Raw genomic sequence first — 18,766 nt, 5'->3', positions numbered from 1 at the left:
TATTTGGGATTGGAGATTGATAATAGCTTTAACAATACTTGTATTGGTGGTTGCCTTGCTTGAGTGGCAGAAAACTAAAACAGTACTTTATGCACTTATGCTGCAAGCGAAGAGGATGGCAAAAGATGCCCTGCTGGAGTCCGGCAAGGAGCAGGAAGAATGGGTGGTAAACAAAGCAATGAGGTATTTGCCGCTATACGTAAGGCTGCTGGTGGGAGAGAAGCAAATTAGAGTGTTTGTAAAGCTTTTGTTTTCCAAGCTCAAAGACTATGTTGATGATGGAGTAATCAACAATTCAATATAAACAGGAGTTTTTAAAGCCCAGCCGGATAAACCAGGCTGGGCTGTTTTTGTATATGTTTGGTGCCGCATTTCGCCGCTTTAGTAAATTTCTTGCGGCTCATGCCGGACTATGCTATAATTTGATTGCGGCGGAGGGTATTTGTCGAAAAAAGAGGAAATAACCAGGAGGAAAGGATAGTGGAGCATAACTTGCCGGGCAAAGTAAGATTTTCAAAAACAGCTTTAACCATCTCGTTTTTCCTGGCATATTCATTTGCTGTATTATTTTTCTGTACAAAATCTTCACCTTTTTTCCATATGAATGACTGGCCTGATGCAAATGCCTATTTCAGCATGGGAAAAGGCATGTTTAACGGTTTAGTGCCGTATAGGGATATTTTTGACCACAAAGGACCGCTTCTTTATTTTTTGAATGGACTAGCCTATCTGATATCGGATAATAATTTCTATGGTGTTTACATAATGCAATCAATTTCCTTGTCTGTAGTCCTGTATTTCTCATACAAGGCAATAAATTTGTATGCGACTAAAAAGGCCTCATTACTTGCTGCCGTATCAATACCTGTTTTCATGCTTAATTCTCCTGTATATATATCGGGAGGGGGGTCACCTGAAGAGTATATATTGGCCTTTCAGGCGGTGAGCATGTATTTTTTTCTGAGGTATTTTAAAAAACCGGCTTTGGAAGGACATGAACCCAGGGTAATGTTCATTCATGGTCTTATGTCCGGCTGCGTATTGATGCTGAAATATACTCCTTTAGTATTTTGGGTTGGCTTTGACTTCTTTATATTCGCCGGTTTGTTGGTCCGGGGTATGTATAAAAATTTTCTTAAAAACCTGCTTACCCTGATACTAGGGGTTGCAGCAGCCCTCCTGCCATGGCTGGTATATTTCCGGATAACGGACAGTATAAAAGATTTATATGAGGTGTATTTCAGGTTCAATTCATTATATGCAGATCTGGGGATTTCCCTTCCTGTACTTAAAGGTTTCATAAAAGCTCTGATTAAGGTTAATACCAATAATGCAGCCAGTTTTTTGCTTTTCCTGACAGGGCTGGTATGGTTTGTATTCTTGAAAGGCCGTATTAATGCGGCAGGAAGACTTGGATTGCTTTCATCATTCGGCATTACATTTGCTGCGGTATATTTTTCCGGGATGTCGTTTTCATATTACTTTCTTACTGTAATAGTTTTTATAATTCCCGGCTTGACTGCAGCCTGTATGCTTATTGATAAGCTTGAGATAAAAAAGTTATTGTTAGTCTGTTTTGTATGCATGGTGCTGGCTCTGACTATCCAGGCTAACGGTCTATATAAATACAGCCGGATATATGTACGGGATCAGATGGCACAGCAAAAATTTGCCGACATAATTAACCGTGAGGAAAATCCTACGTTAGTAAACCTCATAACACAGGACCTGGGTATATCCACATTATGTGGAACTGTCCCGGACGTAAAATATTTTTATATTCCTTTTGTGAGCTATGAAAAATATCCGCAGGCTGTTGATTCGCAGTATGGATACATTAAAAACAGGAAGGTGAAGTTTGTGATAACACGCACCCCGTCGGTTATTTCGGTGCATGGCAGCTCAAAAGGTTTAGAGAAAAGGATTATGGAAGAGCTTAATAGGAATTATACACTTGCTGCTTCTCAGGATCAGTATTGTATTGCAGGATGGTTCAGATATGAGCTGTACAGGTTGAAATGAATTGGAGTTTGTATATGTATGACGTTATTGTTATAGGCTGTGGTTTTGCAGGTGCAGTCGCAGCAAGAAAAATTGCAGAAGAAAGAAATAAAAAAGTGCTTGTATTGGAAAAGCGCGGCCATATAGGCGGGAATATGTATGAAAGCGCAGATTCAAACGGTATTTCCGTCCATTGGTATGGTCCTCATATATTTCATACTAACCTGGAAAACGTATTTGAGTATTTGAAGCGTTTTGCAGACTGGTATAAATATGAACATGAGGTTCTGGGTAAAATCGATGGACAGCTTGTGCCTGTCCCGTTCAACTTTACTTCCCTTGAAAAGCTTTTTCCCGAACAGAAGGCAGATATTATCAAACACAAGCTTGCAGAACATTTTCCTTGTATGCAGAAAGTATCGGTGCTGGATCTGACCGAAAGTAAGGACAGTACTATAAGAGAATTCGGGCAGTTTGTTTACAGCAAGGTATTTGTAAACTATACTGCCAAGCAATGGGGCGTACCGCCTGAAGAGGTGGACAGGTCCGTAATAAACAGAGTTCCGGTTATTCTGGGCTATGACAGCAGGTATTTTCAGGATAGTATCCAGTATATGCCATACGGGGGGTTTACGGGAATATTTGAGAATATGCTTAATCATCCTAACATAACAGTGGAGCTTAATTGTGACGCTACAAAGAGGCTGACTATAGATGTTGGAAATAAAATAACCTTCTTTGACGGAAAGCCCTGGGACAAACCCATTATTTATACCGGGCCCATAGATGAGCTATTGGAATACAGGTTTGGAAAATTGCCATACCGTTCACTGGAACTGGTATTTGAACAGCATGATGTTACCGCCTACCAGCCTGTTTCTGTCGTCAACTACCCCAATGAAGAAGAATTTACGAGAATTACAGAGTTCAAGCATCTTACGGGCCAGAAAGTAATAGCTAAAACAACTATATTGAAAGAATATCCTATGCAGTACGATGTTAACGCCTCAAGGGGTAATATTCCCTACTATCCTATAATTAACGAGGAGAATGCAGGATTATACCAGAGGTACAGGGGGGGCATCGACAGTATTAAGAACATTTATCTTTGCGGAAGACTGGCAGAGTACAGGTATTACAATATGGATGCAGTAATAGACAGAGCTTTGGTCTTATCAGAAGGGATAGAGATATGAAAATAATAAAGCGGATATTGAAGGACTTTCCTGTTTTACGTGAGATGTTCCTGTATGGTATAATAGGTTCTGTGTCTGCCGGAATGGACAGCCTTGTATTTATAGGGTTGAGGTATTTGAACGTAGGGCTTTATATATCAAACTTTATAGGAATAAACCTGGGAATAACTCTAAGCTTTACACTAAATACAAGTTTCAACTTTAAAAAAACGGATAAACTGGCAAAGAGGGCAATAAGTTTTTATACTGTAGGTTATTCGGGATTGTTGCTTTCAATGGGTATAATGTTCATAGGAACTGACTGGCTCCACATAAATGAAAATGTCGTGAAGCTGGCTTCAGTTTTTGTAGTTGCCGCATTTCAGTTCATATTAAACAAATTTATTACTTTCAGGAAAAGATAAAATAACCTATTAATAAAGGATATGTGAAGAAATGGATAAATTATTTATAGTGATTCCTGCATATAACGAAGAGATGAATATTGAAGCAGTTGCACGTGAATGGCATGAAGTTGTTGCAAAAACCGGGGATCAATCCAGGCTTGTCATAATAGATGACGGCAGCAGGGACAATACATATCAGAAATTATGCGGTCTGAAAGAGGCTTTACCATATCTTCAGCCTGTTACAAAAACAAACAGCGGGCATGGTGCTACGGTATTATACGGATACAACTATGCTTTGGAAAATGATGCAGACTTTATATTTCAGACGGATTCCGACGGGCAAACCCTGCCATCGGAATTTTGGCCATTCTGGGAGCAAAGAAATGATTATGCAGCATTGATTGGACACAGGAACAGCAGACAGGACGGTTTTTCCAGAGTTTTTGTAACAAAAATACTGAAGCTGGTGCTAAGGTTGATCTTTGGCCTGAACATTGCCGATGCCAATACGCCCTTCAGACTGATTAGAAAGGATATATTAAACAAATATGTTTCACAGATCCCTAAAGACTTTAATCTTTCAAATATAATGCTGACGGTTTTGCTGCTTAACTCAAAAGAGAATGTAAAGTTTATGCCTATAACCTTCAGGCCGAGACAAGGCGGAGTGAATTCCATTAACTTTAAGCGTATTGTCAGAATTGGAAAGCAGGCTGTGAGAGATTTCCGGGAAATCAAGAAAAATATGGATAAGCAGTGAATTGCCCTTCTATAGATATATTCTGCAAATTTTACAAACTTTTCTGATTATGTATCCTGTCATAAAAATCTTAATTTTACAATACAATACTCATATTAACTGTTCAATAAATTTTAGCTAAAATTAATTATAAAAAAGAGGAAAAAAGCAAAAAAAATAGAATAGTAATATTTATATATGAAACCAGATTTTGAAAGGCCGGTTTTTGCTATACACCAACAAATACTCTCTTTTCGTGGCAATAAACATCTAATCACGTATTAATAAAGAAGAAAAATCACATTTTTTGTTCCTGCATATTTGTATCATACTTTTCAACTACACCCTTTTTCTGAAATGGCAGATTTATTGCCACATCAGACGAAAGAGTACCCCAATAATCGGTGCGATAATAAATGCATTTTGGTCTTAGATAGTTATATAGCTGCTTTTGGATTATAAGTAAAATTTTTCTTAATTCATGAATTATTATCCTAAATCTTAGGAATCATAATGAATAAGCAGTATTTGGCAATCTAATAAAAAGAGGGGGAATTTTTATGAAAGACTATGCCGTGGAAAAACTACGCAACGTTTGCCTGATGGGTCACGGAGGATCAGGAAAAACAACCCTTGCCGAGGCAATGTTATTCAACACGGGAGTTCTTGACAGGTTTGGAAAGGTAGTAGACGGAACAACCACTACAGATTATGATCCGGAGGAAACCAAAAGAAAAATTTCCATAAGTACGGCAATAGCGCCATGTGAGTGGAAGGATTTCAAGATTAATATTATTGATACCCCGGGATATTTTGATTTTGTCGGAGAAGTAAAGCAGGGAATAAGAGTTGCTGATTCAACTTTAATACTTGTTTCTGCAAAAAGTGGAGTGGCTGTAGGGACTGAGAAATCCTGGGCTTATGCAAAAGAACAGGGAATCCCCAAAATCATTTTTGTAAATAAGATGGATGATGAAAATGCTGATTTCTTTAAGGTTCTCGATCAGATGCTCGAGATTTTCGGAAAGGGAATAGTAGCTTTTGAAATCCCTATTATTGAAGGTGAAAAGTTTACAGGTTTTGTTGACGTTATAAATCTGAAAGCGAAAAAGTTCGACAAGGATAAGCTTATTGACATAGCTATTCCTGCCGGTTTAAATGATAGAATTTCAAGTATCAGAGATGGTCTGAATGAAGCGATAGCAGAGACAGATGAAGCGTTGATGGAAAAATTCTTCGGAGGGGAAGAGTTTACTCACGATGAGATACTTAAGGGTCTGAGAGTTGGTATTTCTGACGGTTCGATTGTGCCCGTATTCTGTGGCTCCGCTTCCAATAACCTTGGGGTACAGTCTCTAATGGATGCTGTTACAGAGTATATGCCGTCACCGGTTGACAAACCGGTTGTAACAGGTAAAAAGCCGGGAAGCGAAGATGCAGTCGAGTATAAAGCGACCGCAGATGCCCCCCTCTCAGCTCTCGTATTCAAAACAGTAGCAGACCCGTTTGTCGGGAAGATCTCTCTTTTCAGAGTGTATTCCGGTACATTAAAATCCGACTCTACAGTATTTAATACCACAACCCAGAAAAATGAAAAAATCGGTTCCCTGTTTACTATGAGGGGTAAGAAACAAATTCCTGTAGACAAACTTGTGGTAGGAGATATTGGTGGTGTATCAAAACTGCAGGCAACAAATACCAATGATACACTTTGTGATCAAGCAAAACAAATAGTATTGGCTAAGATCGAATTCCCTGAACCGGCAATCTCCTTAGCGGTCGAGCCGAAGGCCAAGGGCGATGAGGAAAAGATTTCTTCAGGTCTTCATAAACTACAGGATGAAGACCCAACCTTCAAAGTTTCCATAAATACAGAAACACATCAAACTCTGATCTCGGGAATGGGAGAACAGCACCTGGATGTAATAATTAGCAAATTGAAAGCAAAGTTTGGGGTGTCGGTAAACCTTACTGATCCAAAAGTACCATACAGAGAAACAATAAAGAAAAAGGTAAAGGTTGAAGGAAAGCATAAGAAACAATCAGGAGGGCATGGTCAGTACGGACATGTATGGATTGAATTCGAGCCGGGCCAGAGTGAAGACCTTACCTTTGATGAAAAAATATTCGGAGGCTCTGTACCGAAGCAGTATCATCCGGCTGTAGAAAAAGGCTTGCGGGAGGCAATAGTCAAAGGAATACTTGCCGGATACCCTGTTGTGAATCTGAAAGCTACGCTGGTTGATGGCTCATACCATGATGTCGATTCCTCTGAAATGGCATTTAAGATCGCAGCACGTCTTGCTTATAAGAAAGGATTGCCACTGGCGACTCCTGTTTTGCTGGAACCGATAGCGCATGTGGAAGTATATGTACCCGAGCACTATATGGGTGATGTTATTGGCGATTTGAACAAAAGAAGGGGGAGAATACTCGGTATGAACCCTCAAGATGGTGGAATCCAACAGGTTGTTGCAGAGGTGCCGCAGTCTGAAATGTTTAAGTATACAAATGACTTAAGATCCATGACACAGGGAAGAGGTTACTTCAAACTATGGTTTGAAAGGTACGAAGAGGCACCGCCGATGGTAAGCAGTAAGGTAATAGATGAAGCGAAGAAGCATATGACTGAAGATGAAGATGATGAGTAAAGACCGGAAAAATACAGGCTATAGATTTCCTATAGCCTGTATTTTTTATGACTATGTATAAAGAATGGAACATAACGGCTTTGGACTTCGTCAATATACACAGATAGAAGCTTTTGTCACGTTTATGTAATGAGGCATGTGCTTAACGCATATACGCTTTGTGAATCCTTTCAAAACATAACTGACCGGAGCAGAAAAAGAGGGGGAATAAATATGAAAAGGAAAATTCTGTGTCTATTCATTGTACTTACGGTGCTTGTTTACATGACAGCAGGGTGTGGGAAAAAGAGTGAGAGTACCTCTAGTGAAGGCATGGCAGTGGCTTCGGACTCCTTTCGAGCCAATGGGATAGCTAAGCCGGAGAGTGACGGCAAAACTATGGCAGATCAAAAGGCCGATAATACAAGTATGACTGAGAATGAAATTGCAGGTATTATGGGAAATGGGGCTGAGGGTGGCAACGCATCCAATGCTTTACTGTCAAGGCATAAAATCATCAGAAACGCTAATGTAACCATACAAGTTAAGAACTTTGACTTTACTTACGGAAAAATACAGACGCTGGTAGAGCATAGCGGATATGGATACATACAGCAGTCAAGGGTCAGCAAGGAAAGCTCCCAAACTAAAAGCGGTATGGTGGTAGTGAGAGTACAGGCTGATAAGTTTTCCGATATCCTCAGCAACATAAAAGGACTTGGTGAAGTTATCGATGCAAGTGAAAACACAGAGGATGTAACAGAGAAATTTTATGATGTTGAATCCGAACTAAGACTTCTGAGGTATGAACAGAACCGTCTGGAACAGTATTTGAACAAGCTGACAAAGCCTGATGATATATTTAAGACTGAAAGCAGGTTGACAGAAATAAGGCATCAGATTGAAAGCCTGACAGGAACATTGAACAAGCTTAGCGATCTGGTCAAGTTTTCGACTATAATTATCAATATTAATGAAAAGGAGCCTGGCTCGGATAATGACGGAGCGGGAGGAAAGTCATACTGGAGCAAGCTTGCAAATGGCTTTGGCGACAGCTTTAAGGGGGTAAGGAATTTCTTTGCATCTTTGGTTCTATTTTTGGCACAGGCATTGCCGGTGCTGATTATTCTTGTATTGTTCAGTTGGTTGGCATTTCTGCTATATAAGAGGTTTTTAAGAGGTATCAGAAAAAACCGGACATCAGATGATAGCGTGAAGGTGAAAAAGAAGGAAGAAAGCGATGAGGTTTAGCAACCGGTTTATTTAAGAAGATGCTAAAATGGGTGAAGGTGTCTGTTATGGCGCCTTTACCCATTTTTTAGATTATAATACTATATTATTCAATTTATTAAAGAATATAATTCTGAGTATGGTAAAAAATATTCTCGGGTAATTTTTTAGATGATATTTTAAATATTTACTGAATATTAAAAGTCGGAGGAGCAGTTCATGGCTAACAAAAACAATAAAAACAATATAAAGGATGAAAGAATAGAGGATGTCACAATGTATGGTGAATTTATACCTTCCTTTGACCAGTGGATGAATATAGACAGACAGAGGAAGATAGCAAGACATTTGGAGGAAACTACGGAAATATCATCGGAGGTTGCAGACAACAAAAAAAGTGATAAAAAGAGGAGCAACTAAGAGCATCAGCAAAGAAATTTAAGAATAAATCAGATATTCTATTATGAAGCCGGTAATTTCCATATCAGATATTTATTATACAATTGAACTGGACTATGATATGATTTATAATATATTTAATAGTCAAAGATAGTCAAAATCAATACGAGGTGAGTGCTATGGCAAGATTAAGTGATTTAATTGAGGCTTTTATTAAGCAGCTAATAAATGATACGAACGGCAGTATAGAGATTCAGCGGAATGAGCTGGCAAATCAGTTTAATTGTGTGCCATCGCAGATAAACTATGTAATAGATACCAGATTCACAACCGAAAAAGGGTATTATGTGGAAAGCCGCAGAGGTGGAGGGGGTCACATACGCATCAGAAGAGTTAATATTACCCGTGCAGGTGATTACCTTACACATATAGTAATGTCCATGGGAAACAGCATATCCCAGCAATCAGCGGAAATATTCGTAAATAATTTTATGGACTATGAAGTCATTACACGGAGAGAAGGGCTGCTGCTAAAGGCGGCTACAAGCGACAAGATACTGGGAGCAGTTCAACTCCCTGAAAGGGATGTGCTGCGGGCAAGCATACTGAAACACATGTTGATGAGTTTACTTGTTTGATAAAATTGCAAACAAAAATTCAATATTTTAAAGTAGAGCTAATTTAATGGAAATAAAAATGATTTCCATCATAAAAACATAGAATAAAGTAGCTGCTGTCGACTTATCTATTACTACAATCAATATAAAACGCGTACTTGGGCAATCGTTTTCTTTATGCCGAATACTGTGTTACATTGTTATTTGATTATGTAAAAGTAACCGGCAACTGGCAAAAAATAACCGGAGGAGTGTGAGGCATATGATGTGTCAACATTGTCAAAAGAGGGTTGCAAATGTTCACTTTACTCAAATAAACAATAATAAAAAAAGTGAAATGTATTTGTGTGAACAGTGTGCAAAAGAGAAGGGACAGCTTAGTGTAAGCGCACCCTTAAGTGTCAGTGATTTTTTCAGTGGACTCATGGGTATGGAACATGCCGGTTCTTATGTGCAAAAAATACAACCTCAGCAGGTGATATGCGGAAAATGCGGTATGAGTTATGAAGAATTTCAGAAGGTAGGCAAGCTCGGCTGTGGCAATTGTTATGAAGAGTTTGGACAGAAAATCAAGCCATTGATTAAAAGGTTGCACGGCAATGTGGAGCATAATGGAAAGATTCCAGCCAGAGTTTCAAAGGATATAAAGTATTCAAAGGAAATTGAGGCATTAAAGGAACTTCTGAATAAGGCTATCCAGGCTGAAGAATATGAGAAGGCTGCAGAAATCAGGGATAAGATAAAGAGTTTTGAGTCCAAAAAGTAAAGGCTGGAGGGGTTATATGAAAAGCTGGTATTTTGACAAAGGGCCGGAATCAGATGTTGTAATCAGCAGCAGAGTGAGGCTTGCACGCAATTTCAGAAATTATCCTTTTCCTTACAAGATGGATAATGAGCAGTGCACAAGGACTCTTGGGGAAGTAAAGAGCGCGATTTTTAACGGAAATAGTGCCCTTGCTAAAGATATTTTATTTGTAGATCTGAATATTCTCAATGATGTAGACAGACTGTCGCTGGTAGAAAAACATCTTATAAGCCCTGATATGGCTGAGAATAAACGGGAATGCGGCGCACTTATCAGCAGAGATGAAAAGATAAGCATTATGGTTAATGAAGAGGACCACTTAAGAATACAGTGTATGTTCCCGGGTATGCAGATGGATAGTGCCTGGAAACTTTGCAATAACATTGATACTCTTTTGGAGGAAAATATTGAGTTTGCTTTCAGCAAGGAATACGGATATGTTACATGCTGTCCTACGAATATCGGCACAGGTTTGAGAGCATCAGTGATGTTGCATTTGCCTGCTTTAATGATGACAGGATATGTAAAGGGGATTCTGGAAGCTTGCAGCAAGCTAGGCATAGCTGTGCGTGGAATTTACGGCGAAAACAGTGAAGCCTCGGGAAATATGTTTCAAATTTCAAACCAGGTAACTTTGGGTCAGACAGAGGAAGAAATCATAACAAGTGTAACCAATATTGCATTCCAGATCATTGAGCAGGAAAGAATGCTTAGGAATGAATTGTACAAACAAAACTCCTACCGCTTTGAGGATAAGGTTTTCAGAGCTTTAGGAATATTTACCAATGCCAGGATAATATCTTCGGAAGAGTGCCTGAAATTGCTTTCAGATGTTAGACTGGGTGTAGATATGGGAATAATCAAAGATATTCCCATAGAAACAATAAATGAGATAATGCTTCTGACACAGCCTGCAAATTTGCAAAAGCTTGCTGGAAAGCTCTTGAGTCCTGATGAAAGGGATATAAGCAGGGCGGAAGTGATCAGGAAGAAGCTAACAGATAAAAAAGTGTAATCTAAAAAGAACGGAGTGAGAAAATATGTACGGACGTTTTACTGAGAAAGCTGAAAAAGCAATCACTTTTTCACAAGAAAGTGCGATGCTTTTAGGGCATAATTACGTAGGAACCGAACATTTGCTGCTTGGGCTTGTAAAAGAAGGAAGCGGTGTAGCAGCAAGGGTTTTGCAAAATCAAGGTGTTACGGAAGAAAAAATCTTAAAGGAAATAGAGGAATTGATAGGAAAAGGCGAGCAAACCGGTGAACAGCCGCTAGGCTTTACACCAAGGACAAAGAGGGTGCTTGAACTCTCTTTCAGAGAAGCCAGGAGGATGGGGCATAATTACATCGGAACAGAACATTTACTTTTAGGCATAATGAAAGAAGGCGAGAGCGTTGCGGTTAGAATACTCATGGATTTGGGAGTAGATCCGCAAAAACTGTTGAATGAAATACTGAAAATGCTGAGCAGTGAAGCCCCTGGTGCTACAGGGGAACCGAAGAGCAGTCCCAATTACTCAAATACTCCTACCCTGAATCAGTTTGGAAGAGATTTGACTGAAATGGCCAGAGAGGGGAAATTTGACCCGGTTATAGGGCGTGACCAGGAAATCGAAAGAGTAATACAAATACTGAGCAGAAGAACTAAGAATAATCCATGTCTAATAGGTGAGCCGGGGGTCGGTAAGACTGCAATTGCAGAGGGACTGGCGCAGAAAATAGTTGAAGGCAACATCCCTGAAATACTTAAAGACAAGAGGGTAGTTACACTTGATCTGTCATCTATGGTAGCAGGAGCAAAATACAGGGGTGAATTTGAGGAAAGATTGAAAAAGGCCATGGACGAGATAAGAAAGGCCGGAAATATTATTCTGTTTATAGACGAAATGCACACAATAATTGGAGCAGGTGCAGCAGAAGGTGCTATTGATGCATCCAATATCCTTAAGCCTTCCCTTGCAAGGGGGGAAATTCAGGTGATTGGAGCAACTACACTGGATGAATACCGTAAGCATGTAGAGAAGGATGCAGCTCTCGAAAGAAGGTTTCAGCCAATAACAGTCGGTGAACCGTCAAAAGAGGAAGCCATAGAAATATTAAAGGGCGTAAGGGATAAGTATGAAGCCCATCACAGAGTCAACATAACGGATGATGCTGTTGAAGCAGCGGTAAAATTGTCCGACAGGTATATAGCAGACAGATACTTGCCGGATAAGGCAATCGACCTTATTGATGAAGCTGCTTCGAGAGTAAGATTGAAATCATTTACAGCCCCCCCTGACTTGAAAAAGCTTGAAGAACAGGTAGAAAACCTGAGAAAAGAAAAAGAAGAAGCTATCAGATGCCAGGAGTATGAGAAGGCTGCCAGGGTACGGGATGAAGAGCAAAAAATCAAAGGCGAACTGGATAAGATGAAAAACGAATGGAATCAGAAAAATCAAACTAAAACCGATACAGTCACTGAGGAGGAGATTGCAGAAATAGTTTCCAGTTGGACGGGGATTCCTGTAAAACGACTGGCTGAAGAAGAATCCGAGAGGTTGATGAAAATGGAGGAAGTTCTCCATTTGAGGGTTATTGGTCAGGAGGAAGCTGTTAAAGCCGTGTCCCGTGCAATCAGAAGAGGTAGGGTTGGCTTAAAGGATCCTAAACGTCCAGTCGGGTCATTTATATTCCTTGGGCCTACAGGCGTAGGTAAAACTGAATTGTGTAAAGCATTGGCTGAAGCTATATTTGGTGATGAAAATGCAATGGTAAGAATAGATATGTCGGAATATATGGAGAAGCATAGTGTTTCAAGACTTGTAGGTTCTCCTCCGGGGTATGTTGGCTATGAAGAAGGCGGACAGCTAACTGAGAAAGTGAGAAGAAAGCCATATTCGGTGCTGCTGTTTGATGAGATAGAAAAGGCACATCCGGATGTATTCAATATTCTCCTGCAGATTTTGGAAGATGGGCGCTTGACGGATTCTCAAGGGAGAAAGGTAGATTTCAGAAATACTGTCATAATAATGACTTCCAATGTAGGTGCCAGACTTATTACAGAGCCCAAGAGAATGGGGTTTTCAACAGATAAGGATGAGAAAAATAAAAACTATGAAAATATGAAGAGTGAAGTTATGGGAGAACTGAAAAGGACTTTCAGACCTGAATTCCTTAACAGAATTGATGAAACTATTGTTTTTCATCCGCTGGATGAAGAGCATCTTAAGAAAATTGTAAGCCTTATGCTTGATATGCTCTCAAACAGACTAAAGCAAAGTGCCATCACTATTGAAGTTGATGAAGATGTTAAACTGTATCTTGCAAAAAGAGGCTTTGATCCGGTATATGGCGCAAGACCCTTGAGGCGTTCAATACAAAGTATGGTTGAGGATGAACTGGCGGAAGAAATGCTGGAAGGCAAGATAAAGCCAGGTGATAAAGTGACAATAGGACTTAAAGATAACCAATTGGTATTTAATAAGAATTAGTTGGAAACGATAAAACTCTGAGAATTTACTCAGAGTTTATTGTTTTTATATGAAATTCACTAAAAAACTGAATTATAGTGTAATTTACTAAAAATATACACTGATAAAAAAATATCAATCCCGAATATGAGGATATTCAGGCTCATATTGTACTTGATTTATATTCCAAAATAATGTATTTTTGATTAGTATGAAATTTTGTACATATTTATATGTACAAAATTTCATATATCAGATTTTCTGTAATGACAATAAAAAGAAAAGTATACAATGTACAAGAGAGAAAAGAATAGTAGTACATAGTTGGGGGATTTATAAGTTATGTTAAATATATTGATATTAACTTTTCAGTATCTGTTATGGGGTATTTTTATTTACTATTTTGCTATTTCCGTATTCGGATGGTTCAAACGTAAGGAAATACCTGCTGATAGATTTCCTGTAGTAAACAGGTTTGCCGTAATTGTAGCGGCACATAATGAGGAAATAGTCATAGGAAGTATAGTACGCAACCTTAAAGAGCTGAATTATCCTAAAGACATGTATGACATTTTTGTAATTGCCGATAATTGTAGTGATAATACTGCTGAAGTGGCAAGGAAAAATGGAGCAATGGTATATGAAAGGTTTGATACAGTAAAGAAGGGCAAAGGGCACTCGCTCGAATGGATGTTCAAAAAGCTTTTTGCATTGGATAAGCAGTATGATGCGGTATGTATATTTGATGCAGATAATCTGGCTTCGCCCAATTATCTGCTTGAAATGAACAAACAGCTGCAGCTTGGACACAAGGTTATTCAGGGTTATCTTGACAGCAAGAATCCAATGGATTCGTGGGTATCGGGCAACTATTCGATTTCATACTGGACCAGTAACAGGCTGTTCCAACTGCCAAGACACTATCTTGGACTTAGCTGTGCGCTCGGAGGAACAGGGTTTGTAATGTCAACCGACGTACTTAAGGATATAGGCTGGGGTGCTACCTGCCTGACAGAAGATTTGGAATTTTCATTAAAGCTCGTTTTAAAAGGAATGAAGGTTTCGTGGTCTCATGAAGCAGTGATATATGATGAAAAACCTTTGAAAATGGGTCAATCCTGGAGGCAGAGGAAGCGTTGGATGCAGGGACACTGTGATTGTGCCCGGAGATATCTTAAGAGCATGCTGACCAGGGCTGTTACAAAGCGCGACAAGGTAGCATTAGATGCAGCTATGTATCTTATTCAGCCTTTTGTGATTGTTGCAAATGGTATAGGATTGGTTTCCACTATAGTATCACTGATTTTGGATCCTTCACAGATAGAGTTTAATGCAAAAACAGTTTTATTTATGTTGCTGGTACTTGTATTTACCTACTATAGTATAATTTTTGTATGTGTTGAAGGTAAAATGAGTAAAAAGATTCTGGGATATTTTATTACATTTCCACTGTACAGCTTGACCTGGATACCTATCATAATCCATGGTTTTATCGATAGAAACAAGAGGGAATGGGTACATACCTTACATACAAGGGCTCTGGATCTGGGGGATGTTGAAGCACTTGAAAAAGTAAGCTAATAGAACTATAAAAGCGGCAATCATGGATTGCCGCTTATTTTATGCCTCTTCCAAATCATTAATGCTTATCTCCCGTGTATGGGCGGTATGGCTCCAGTCCCTGTTGTTTTTAGCCAGGAAGCCCTGAATGGTTATAGGTACCCAGGTCAAGCAATAGAAGGGGTAAATTATAAATCCCAGAAGTACTTTCAGGCTAAATTTCTTTTCTGAGAGTATGATGGCGGGACCATAAAAAAACTGAAGCAGCACAAATATATACCATATTTCTACAGGGAAAAAATACTTCAAATTGAAAAATGGTGATTCAGGATAAACTGTCTGTATCCACATCATAAGGGTGATAAGTCCGATAAAAATGAATCTTATCGGCTGAAAAAGGTATACGGCACAATCAAAGGCAGTAAGATCATTTTCCTTGAAAGCCCTTTTAAAAAGAGGGCCCAGGAATCTGCTTGCACAATCAGCATGACCCTGCATCCAGCGTTTGCGCTGGTTCCATGATTGTTTTAATGTCAGTGGTTTTTCGTCATATACTACAGCATTATGAGCCCATGCCACCTTCATGCCGTTTAGTGCCAGCTTCATGGTAAACTCAAGATCTTCAGTCAGACATGTAGCTCCCCAACCGATTTTTTTCAAAACATTTATATCAATGCAAAAACCCGTACCACATAGTCCGCAGCTTAAGCCCACATAGTATCTGGGTAGTTGGAATATTCTGTTTGCCAGCCAAAAAGCTATAGAGTAGGAGCAAGTTATCCAGGAGTCAAAAGGATTCTTGCTGTCGATATACCCTTGGACTACAGTATGCCCTTTGCACAACTGACGGTTCATCTCAAGAAGAAAATTGGAAGATACAAGGTTGTCAGCGTCAAATACGCTCACTACATCATATTTGTCCTGCATATTGAATATTTTATGGAACATCCACTCAAGTGCATATCCTTTACCACGTTTCTCATTATTAACTCTTTGAAAAACTAAGGCACCATGCTTTTTTGCTATTTTTGCCGTTTTGTCGGTACAGTTGTCTGCTATTACAAATATATCATATAACTCCTTTGGATAGTTTTGTCTTTTAAGACTGTCCACTATATGCCCTATTACCAACTCCTCGTTATGAGCAGCTATCAAGAGGGCAAATCTTTTTTTTGGCGTATATTCCTCTACTCCCTTGTCTCTTTTCTTAACCCAACCGAACATTGAAATTCCAAAGAAGTAACATCCGGCAATAAAAATAAGTACCTGTATTCCCTGCGTTATGTAATAAACCATACTATATTCCTCCAAAAGTGAAGCTTTGGTTACACGGTAATGGTATTGGGAAATTGATGATGTCGCACTATATATTTTGTGCTTTTATAGGAAAAATATTTATAATAAAAAACTAAATAAGATATGGTATAATAAACTTTGGTTAAAGACTGGCGGTAATACGCTTAGACGGGGGAACAAAATGACAAAACCATATATAAATAACGCTGTTGTTGGCAATTCAAGTATGCTTGGGTGCATAACCGATAAAGGAGAGCTAATAAGGTTGTTTTGGCCCAATATAGATTATCCGCAGCATATTGACAGGTTAGCTGTGGGTGTTTTTTTTACTGAACACAGACATAGTACGTTATGGCTGCATGAGGATAATTTTCACCATGAGCAGTATTATGTAAAAGACACAAATATTCTTAAAACAATTTGTACGGATTACGGCAGAGGAATAAAGATTGAGCAGACAGACTTTGTGCTGCCCGAAAAGGATGTAATGATCAGAAACCTTACTATTGGAAATTACTCTGAGCATGAATATGACCTGGGGGTCATAGTGTACTCTTCGGGAATCAGTACAAACCCTGAAATGAGGAATACCCTGTTTGATTTCAGCTATGATGCTTTAATACACTACAGACACGGATACTATATATCAATTTCTTCAAATATGAAGGCGTATCAGTTCCAGTTGGGGAATAATGCATATGACAGCGCAAGATATACTGAACTGAACGGAAACGATAGTATAGGTATGATGCCGGACGGTGCTGTATCGTGGAAGCTGGGTAGAATAATGCCTGGGGAGAAAAGACAATTTACTCTCCATGTCTGTGCATCAGATACACTAAAAAACCTTAAAAAAGTAGTGCACAGTATGAATAATTCAGATATAATACAAGAATATGAGAATACTGAGGAATACTGGCTGGATTTTCTGAATAAAGCACAGAAAGTCCACACGTCGGATATTGATGTAAATAATCTATATAAGAGAACTCTCCTGGTGTTTAAGCTTATGTCGGACAAGAAAACAGGCGGGCTTCTTGCGGCACCTGAAATTGACGAGGGATTTACCAGATGTGGAAGGTATGCGTATTGCTGGGGAAGGGACGCTGCGTTTATTACCGGCGCTTTGGATAAATGTGGTTTGACCTCTTCAGTAGAGAAATTTTATGAGTGGGCAGTTCAGGTTCAGGATGATGAAGGTTCATGGCAGCAAAGATACCATATGGATGGAAATATTGCCCCTTCATGGGGTCTTCAGATTGACGAGACAGGTACTATCATATGGGGAATGCTGAAGCACTATGAGATGACCGGAAGCAAAGAATTCCTCGAGGGTGTTTGGGAGAGTGTTGAAAAAGCTGCGGATTTCCTTGTAAATTTTGTTGATGAAGATACCGGTCTTCCGAAGCCAAGTTACGACTTGTGGGAGGAAAGATTCGGAGAGCACACATACTCCTCTGCTGCAGTATGCGGTGGGATAAAGGCGGCAGTTGAAATTGCAGGAGTGTTGGGCAGGGGGCAGGATAAGGTACCTATCTGGGAAAAAGCGTGGATGGGCATGAAAGCTGCTATGGAGAAACATCTGTGGAAAGAGGACAGAAGGTGTTTCCTAAGGAGCATAAGAACTAAACTAAACCCCTGGGGCGGAGAGTATTCACAGGATACGACCGTAATAGAGGTTAATCCGAAAGGATATAAAAGAGATGTAACTTTAGAGGATGGAATGATTGATATAAGCCTTCTTGGCATATCTATTCCATTTGGAGTATTTGAAAGCGATGATTACAGAGTCGCCTGTACTGTAGAAAATATCGAACGGGCTCTTACTTCGCCGGTCATAGGTGGAATAAAAAGATATGAAAGTGACAATTATGCCGGAGGTAATCCCTGGGTACTGACTACACTTTGGGTTGCGTTATATTACTGCAGCAGAAGGGACTTTGCCAAAGCAAAAAGTTATTTTTACTGGGCTGTAAAATCAAGGACAGAGTTGGGGCTGCTGCCGGAGCAGGTAAATCGCGATACTGGAAGACCTGAATGGGTGATTCCATTAACATGGTCACATGCCATGTTTGTTTTGGTCCTGATGGAACTGCTGGATGCAGGAGAGGTATAAAAGTAATAGGTTGCTGATGATTAAGTAGTCTAATTCATGTTTTCCTCATTTTTATTGTAATCAAAGTTGGTTGGGGGTATTTTACCGCTTTTTTCTGTATATTCTTTTAGGGGCTTACGGTTTCTAAGGACAGTAAATGGGTTTATTCCATGGTTAATTACCAGGTCGAAAAAAAGAAAAACCTTTTTAATAAAGCGCAGCATACTGGAAGCTCCTGTATGAAAATAATTCTTTATACTATAGGGTATGTGTAAGTACAGGTAAGTGTGATAAACGCGGAATCATGCTTACCTTGTATTGATTTGAGAGGGAACAGTTATAGGGTAGTTGAATGGG

At 39.4% G+C, this 18,766-nt stretch carries 16 protein-coding genes; 14 read left to right on the top strand and 2 right to left on the bottom strand.

Features of this window, described 5'->3' with window-relative positions; all coding sequences use genetic code 11:
- The 13 genes from N3I35_00450 to N3I35_00390 all read left to right on the top strand — a co-directional run.
- A partial coding sequence (locus N3I35_00450) for a hypothetical protein (GenBank protein MCX8128556.1) occupies window positions 1–304 on the top strand: 304 nt, incomplete at its 5' end.
- A 176-nt stretch (window positions 305–480) separates the two neighbouring features.
- Window positions 481–2,022 (top strand): glycosyltransferase family 39 protein, encoded by a 1,542-nt coding sequence (locus N3I35_00445; GenBank protein ID MCX8128555.1) that lies wholly within the window; start codon window positions 481–483, stop codon window positions 2,020–2,022.
- A gap of 14 nt (window positions 2,023–2,036) precedes the next feature.
- Window positions 2,037–3,197 (top strand): UDP-galactopyranose mutase, encoded by a 1,161-nt coding sequence (glf, locus tag N3I35_00440; protein MCX8128554.1) that lies wholly within the window; start codon window positions 2,037–2,039, stop codon window positions 3,195–3,197.
- A complete protein-coding gene (locus N3I35_00435) occupies window positions 3,194–3,601 on the top strand; it encodes a GtrA family protein (GenBank protein MCX8128553.1) in 408 nt (135 codons plus the stop codon). The genes glf and N3I35_00435 overlap by 4 nt, the downstream gene beginning before the upstream one ends.
- A 31-nt stretch (window positions 3,602–3,632) precedes the next feature.
- The gene (locus N3I35_00430; protein ID MCX8128552.1) at window positions 3,633–4,346 is read left to right on the top strand and encodes a glycosyltransferase family 2 protein; all 714 of its coding nucleotides are present in this window, start codon (window positions 3,633–3,635) and stop codon (window positions 4,344–4,346) included.
- A 539-nt stretch (window positions 4,347–4,885) separates the two neighbouring features.
- Window positions 4,886–6,976: an elongation factor G gene (fusA, locus tag N3I35_00425; protein MCX8128551.1), complete on the top strand. Its 2,091-nt coding sequence runs from the start codon at window positions 4,886–4,888 to the stop codon at window positions 6,974–6,976.
- A 213-nt stretch (window positions 6,977–7,189) separates the two neighbouring features.
- A complete protein-coding gene (locus tag N3I35_00420; GenBank protein ID MCX8128550.1) occupies window positions 7,190–8,206 on the top strand; it encodes a DUF4349 domain-containing protein in 1,017 nt (338 codons plus the stop codon).
- Window positions 8,207–8,404: 198 nt separating this feature from the next.
- A complete protein-coding gene (locus tag N3I35_00415; protein MCX8128549.1) occupies window positions 8,405–8,605 on the top strand; it encodes a hypothetical protein in 201 nt (66 codons plus the stop codon).
- A gap of 158 nt (window positions 8,606–8,763) precedes the next feature.
- Window positions 8,764–9,222, top strand: coding sequence for a CtsR family transcriptional regulator (locus tag N3I35_00410; protein ID MCX8128548.1), 459 nt, complete (start codon window positions 8,764–8,766; stop codon window positions 9,220–9,222).
- A gap of 241 nt (window positions 9,223–9,463) precedes the next feature.
- Window positions 9,464–9,967, top strand: a complete 504-nt coding sequence (locus tag N3I35_00405; protein ID MCX8128547.1) for a UvrB/UvrC motif-containing protein — start codon at window positions 9,464–9,466, stop codon at window positions 9,965–9,967.
- 16 nt (window positions 9,968–9,983) lie between these two features.
- Window positions 9,984–11,021, top strand: a complete 1,038-nt coding sequence (locus N3I35_00400) for a protein arginine kinase (protein ID MCX8128546.1) — start codon at window positions 9,984–9,986, stop codon at window positions 11,019–11,021.
- A gap of 25 nt (window positions 11,022–11,046) precedes the next feature.
- Window positions 11,047–13,479 carry an ATP-dependent Clp protease ATP-binding subunit gene (locus N3I35_00395; protein MCX8128545.1) on the top strand — a complete coding sequence of 811 codons (2,433 nt, stop codon included), beginning with the start codon at window positions 11,047–11,049 and terminating at the stop codon, window positions 13,477–13,479.
- Window positions 13,480–13,800: 321 nt separating this feature from the next.
- The gene (locus N3I35_00390) at window positions 13,801–15,039 is read left to right on the top strand and encodes a glycosyltransferase (protein ID MCX8128544.1); all 1,239 of its coding nucleotides are present in this window, start codon (window positions 13,801–13,803) and stop codon (window positions 15,037–15,039) included.
- 39 nt (window positions 15,040–15,078) lie between these two features.
- Here the strand turns inward: N3I35_00390 and N3I35_00385 are convergent, their stop codons facing one another.
- A complete protein-coding gene (locus tag N3I35_00385; protein ID MCX8128543.1) occupies window positions 15,079–16,314 on the bottom strand; it encodes a glycosyltransferase in 1,236 nt (411 codons plus the stop codon).
- A gap of 181 nt (window positions 16,315–16,495) precedes the next feature.
- Between N3I35_00385 and N3I35_00380 the strand changes: the two genes are divergently transcribed.
- Window positions 16,496–18,430, top strand: coding sequence for a glycoside hydrolase family 15 protein (locus N3I35_00380; GenBank protein MCX8128542.1), 1,935 nt, complete (start codon window positions 16,496–16,498; stop codon window positions 18,428–18,430).
- Window positions 18,431–18,459: 29 nt separating this feature from the next.
- Here N3I35_00380 and N3I35_00375 read toward each other — a convergent pair whose 3' ends face one another.
- A complete protein-coding gene (locus N3I35_00375; GenBank protein ID MCX8128541.1) occupies window positions 18,460–18,633 on the bottom strand; it encodes a hypothetical protein in 174 nt (57 codons plus the stop codon).
- Window positions 18,634–18,766 lie beyond the last annotated feature (133 nt).

It is taken from the genome of Clostridia bacterium (assembly GCA_026414765.1).
Classification (GTDB): Bacteria; Bacillota; Clostridia; order Acetivibrionales; family DSM-27016; genus SKW86.
The sequence above is the reverse complement of the archived record's forward strand: the minus strand, read 5'-3'. Positions and strand labels throughout refer to the sequence as shown.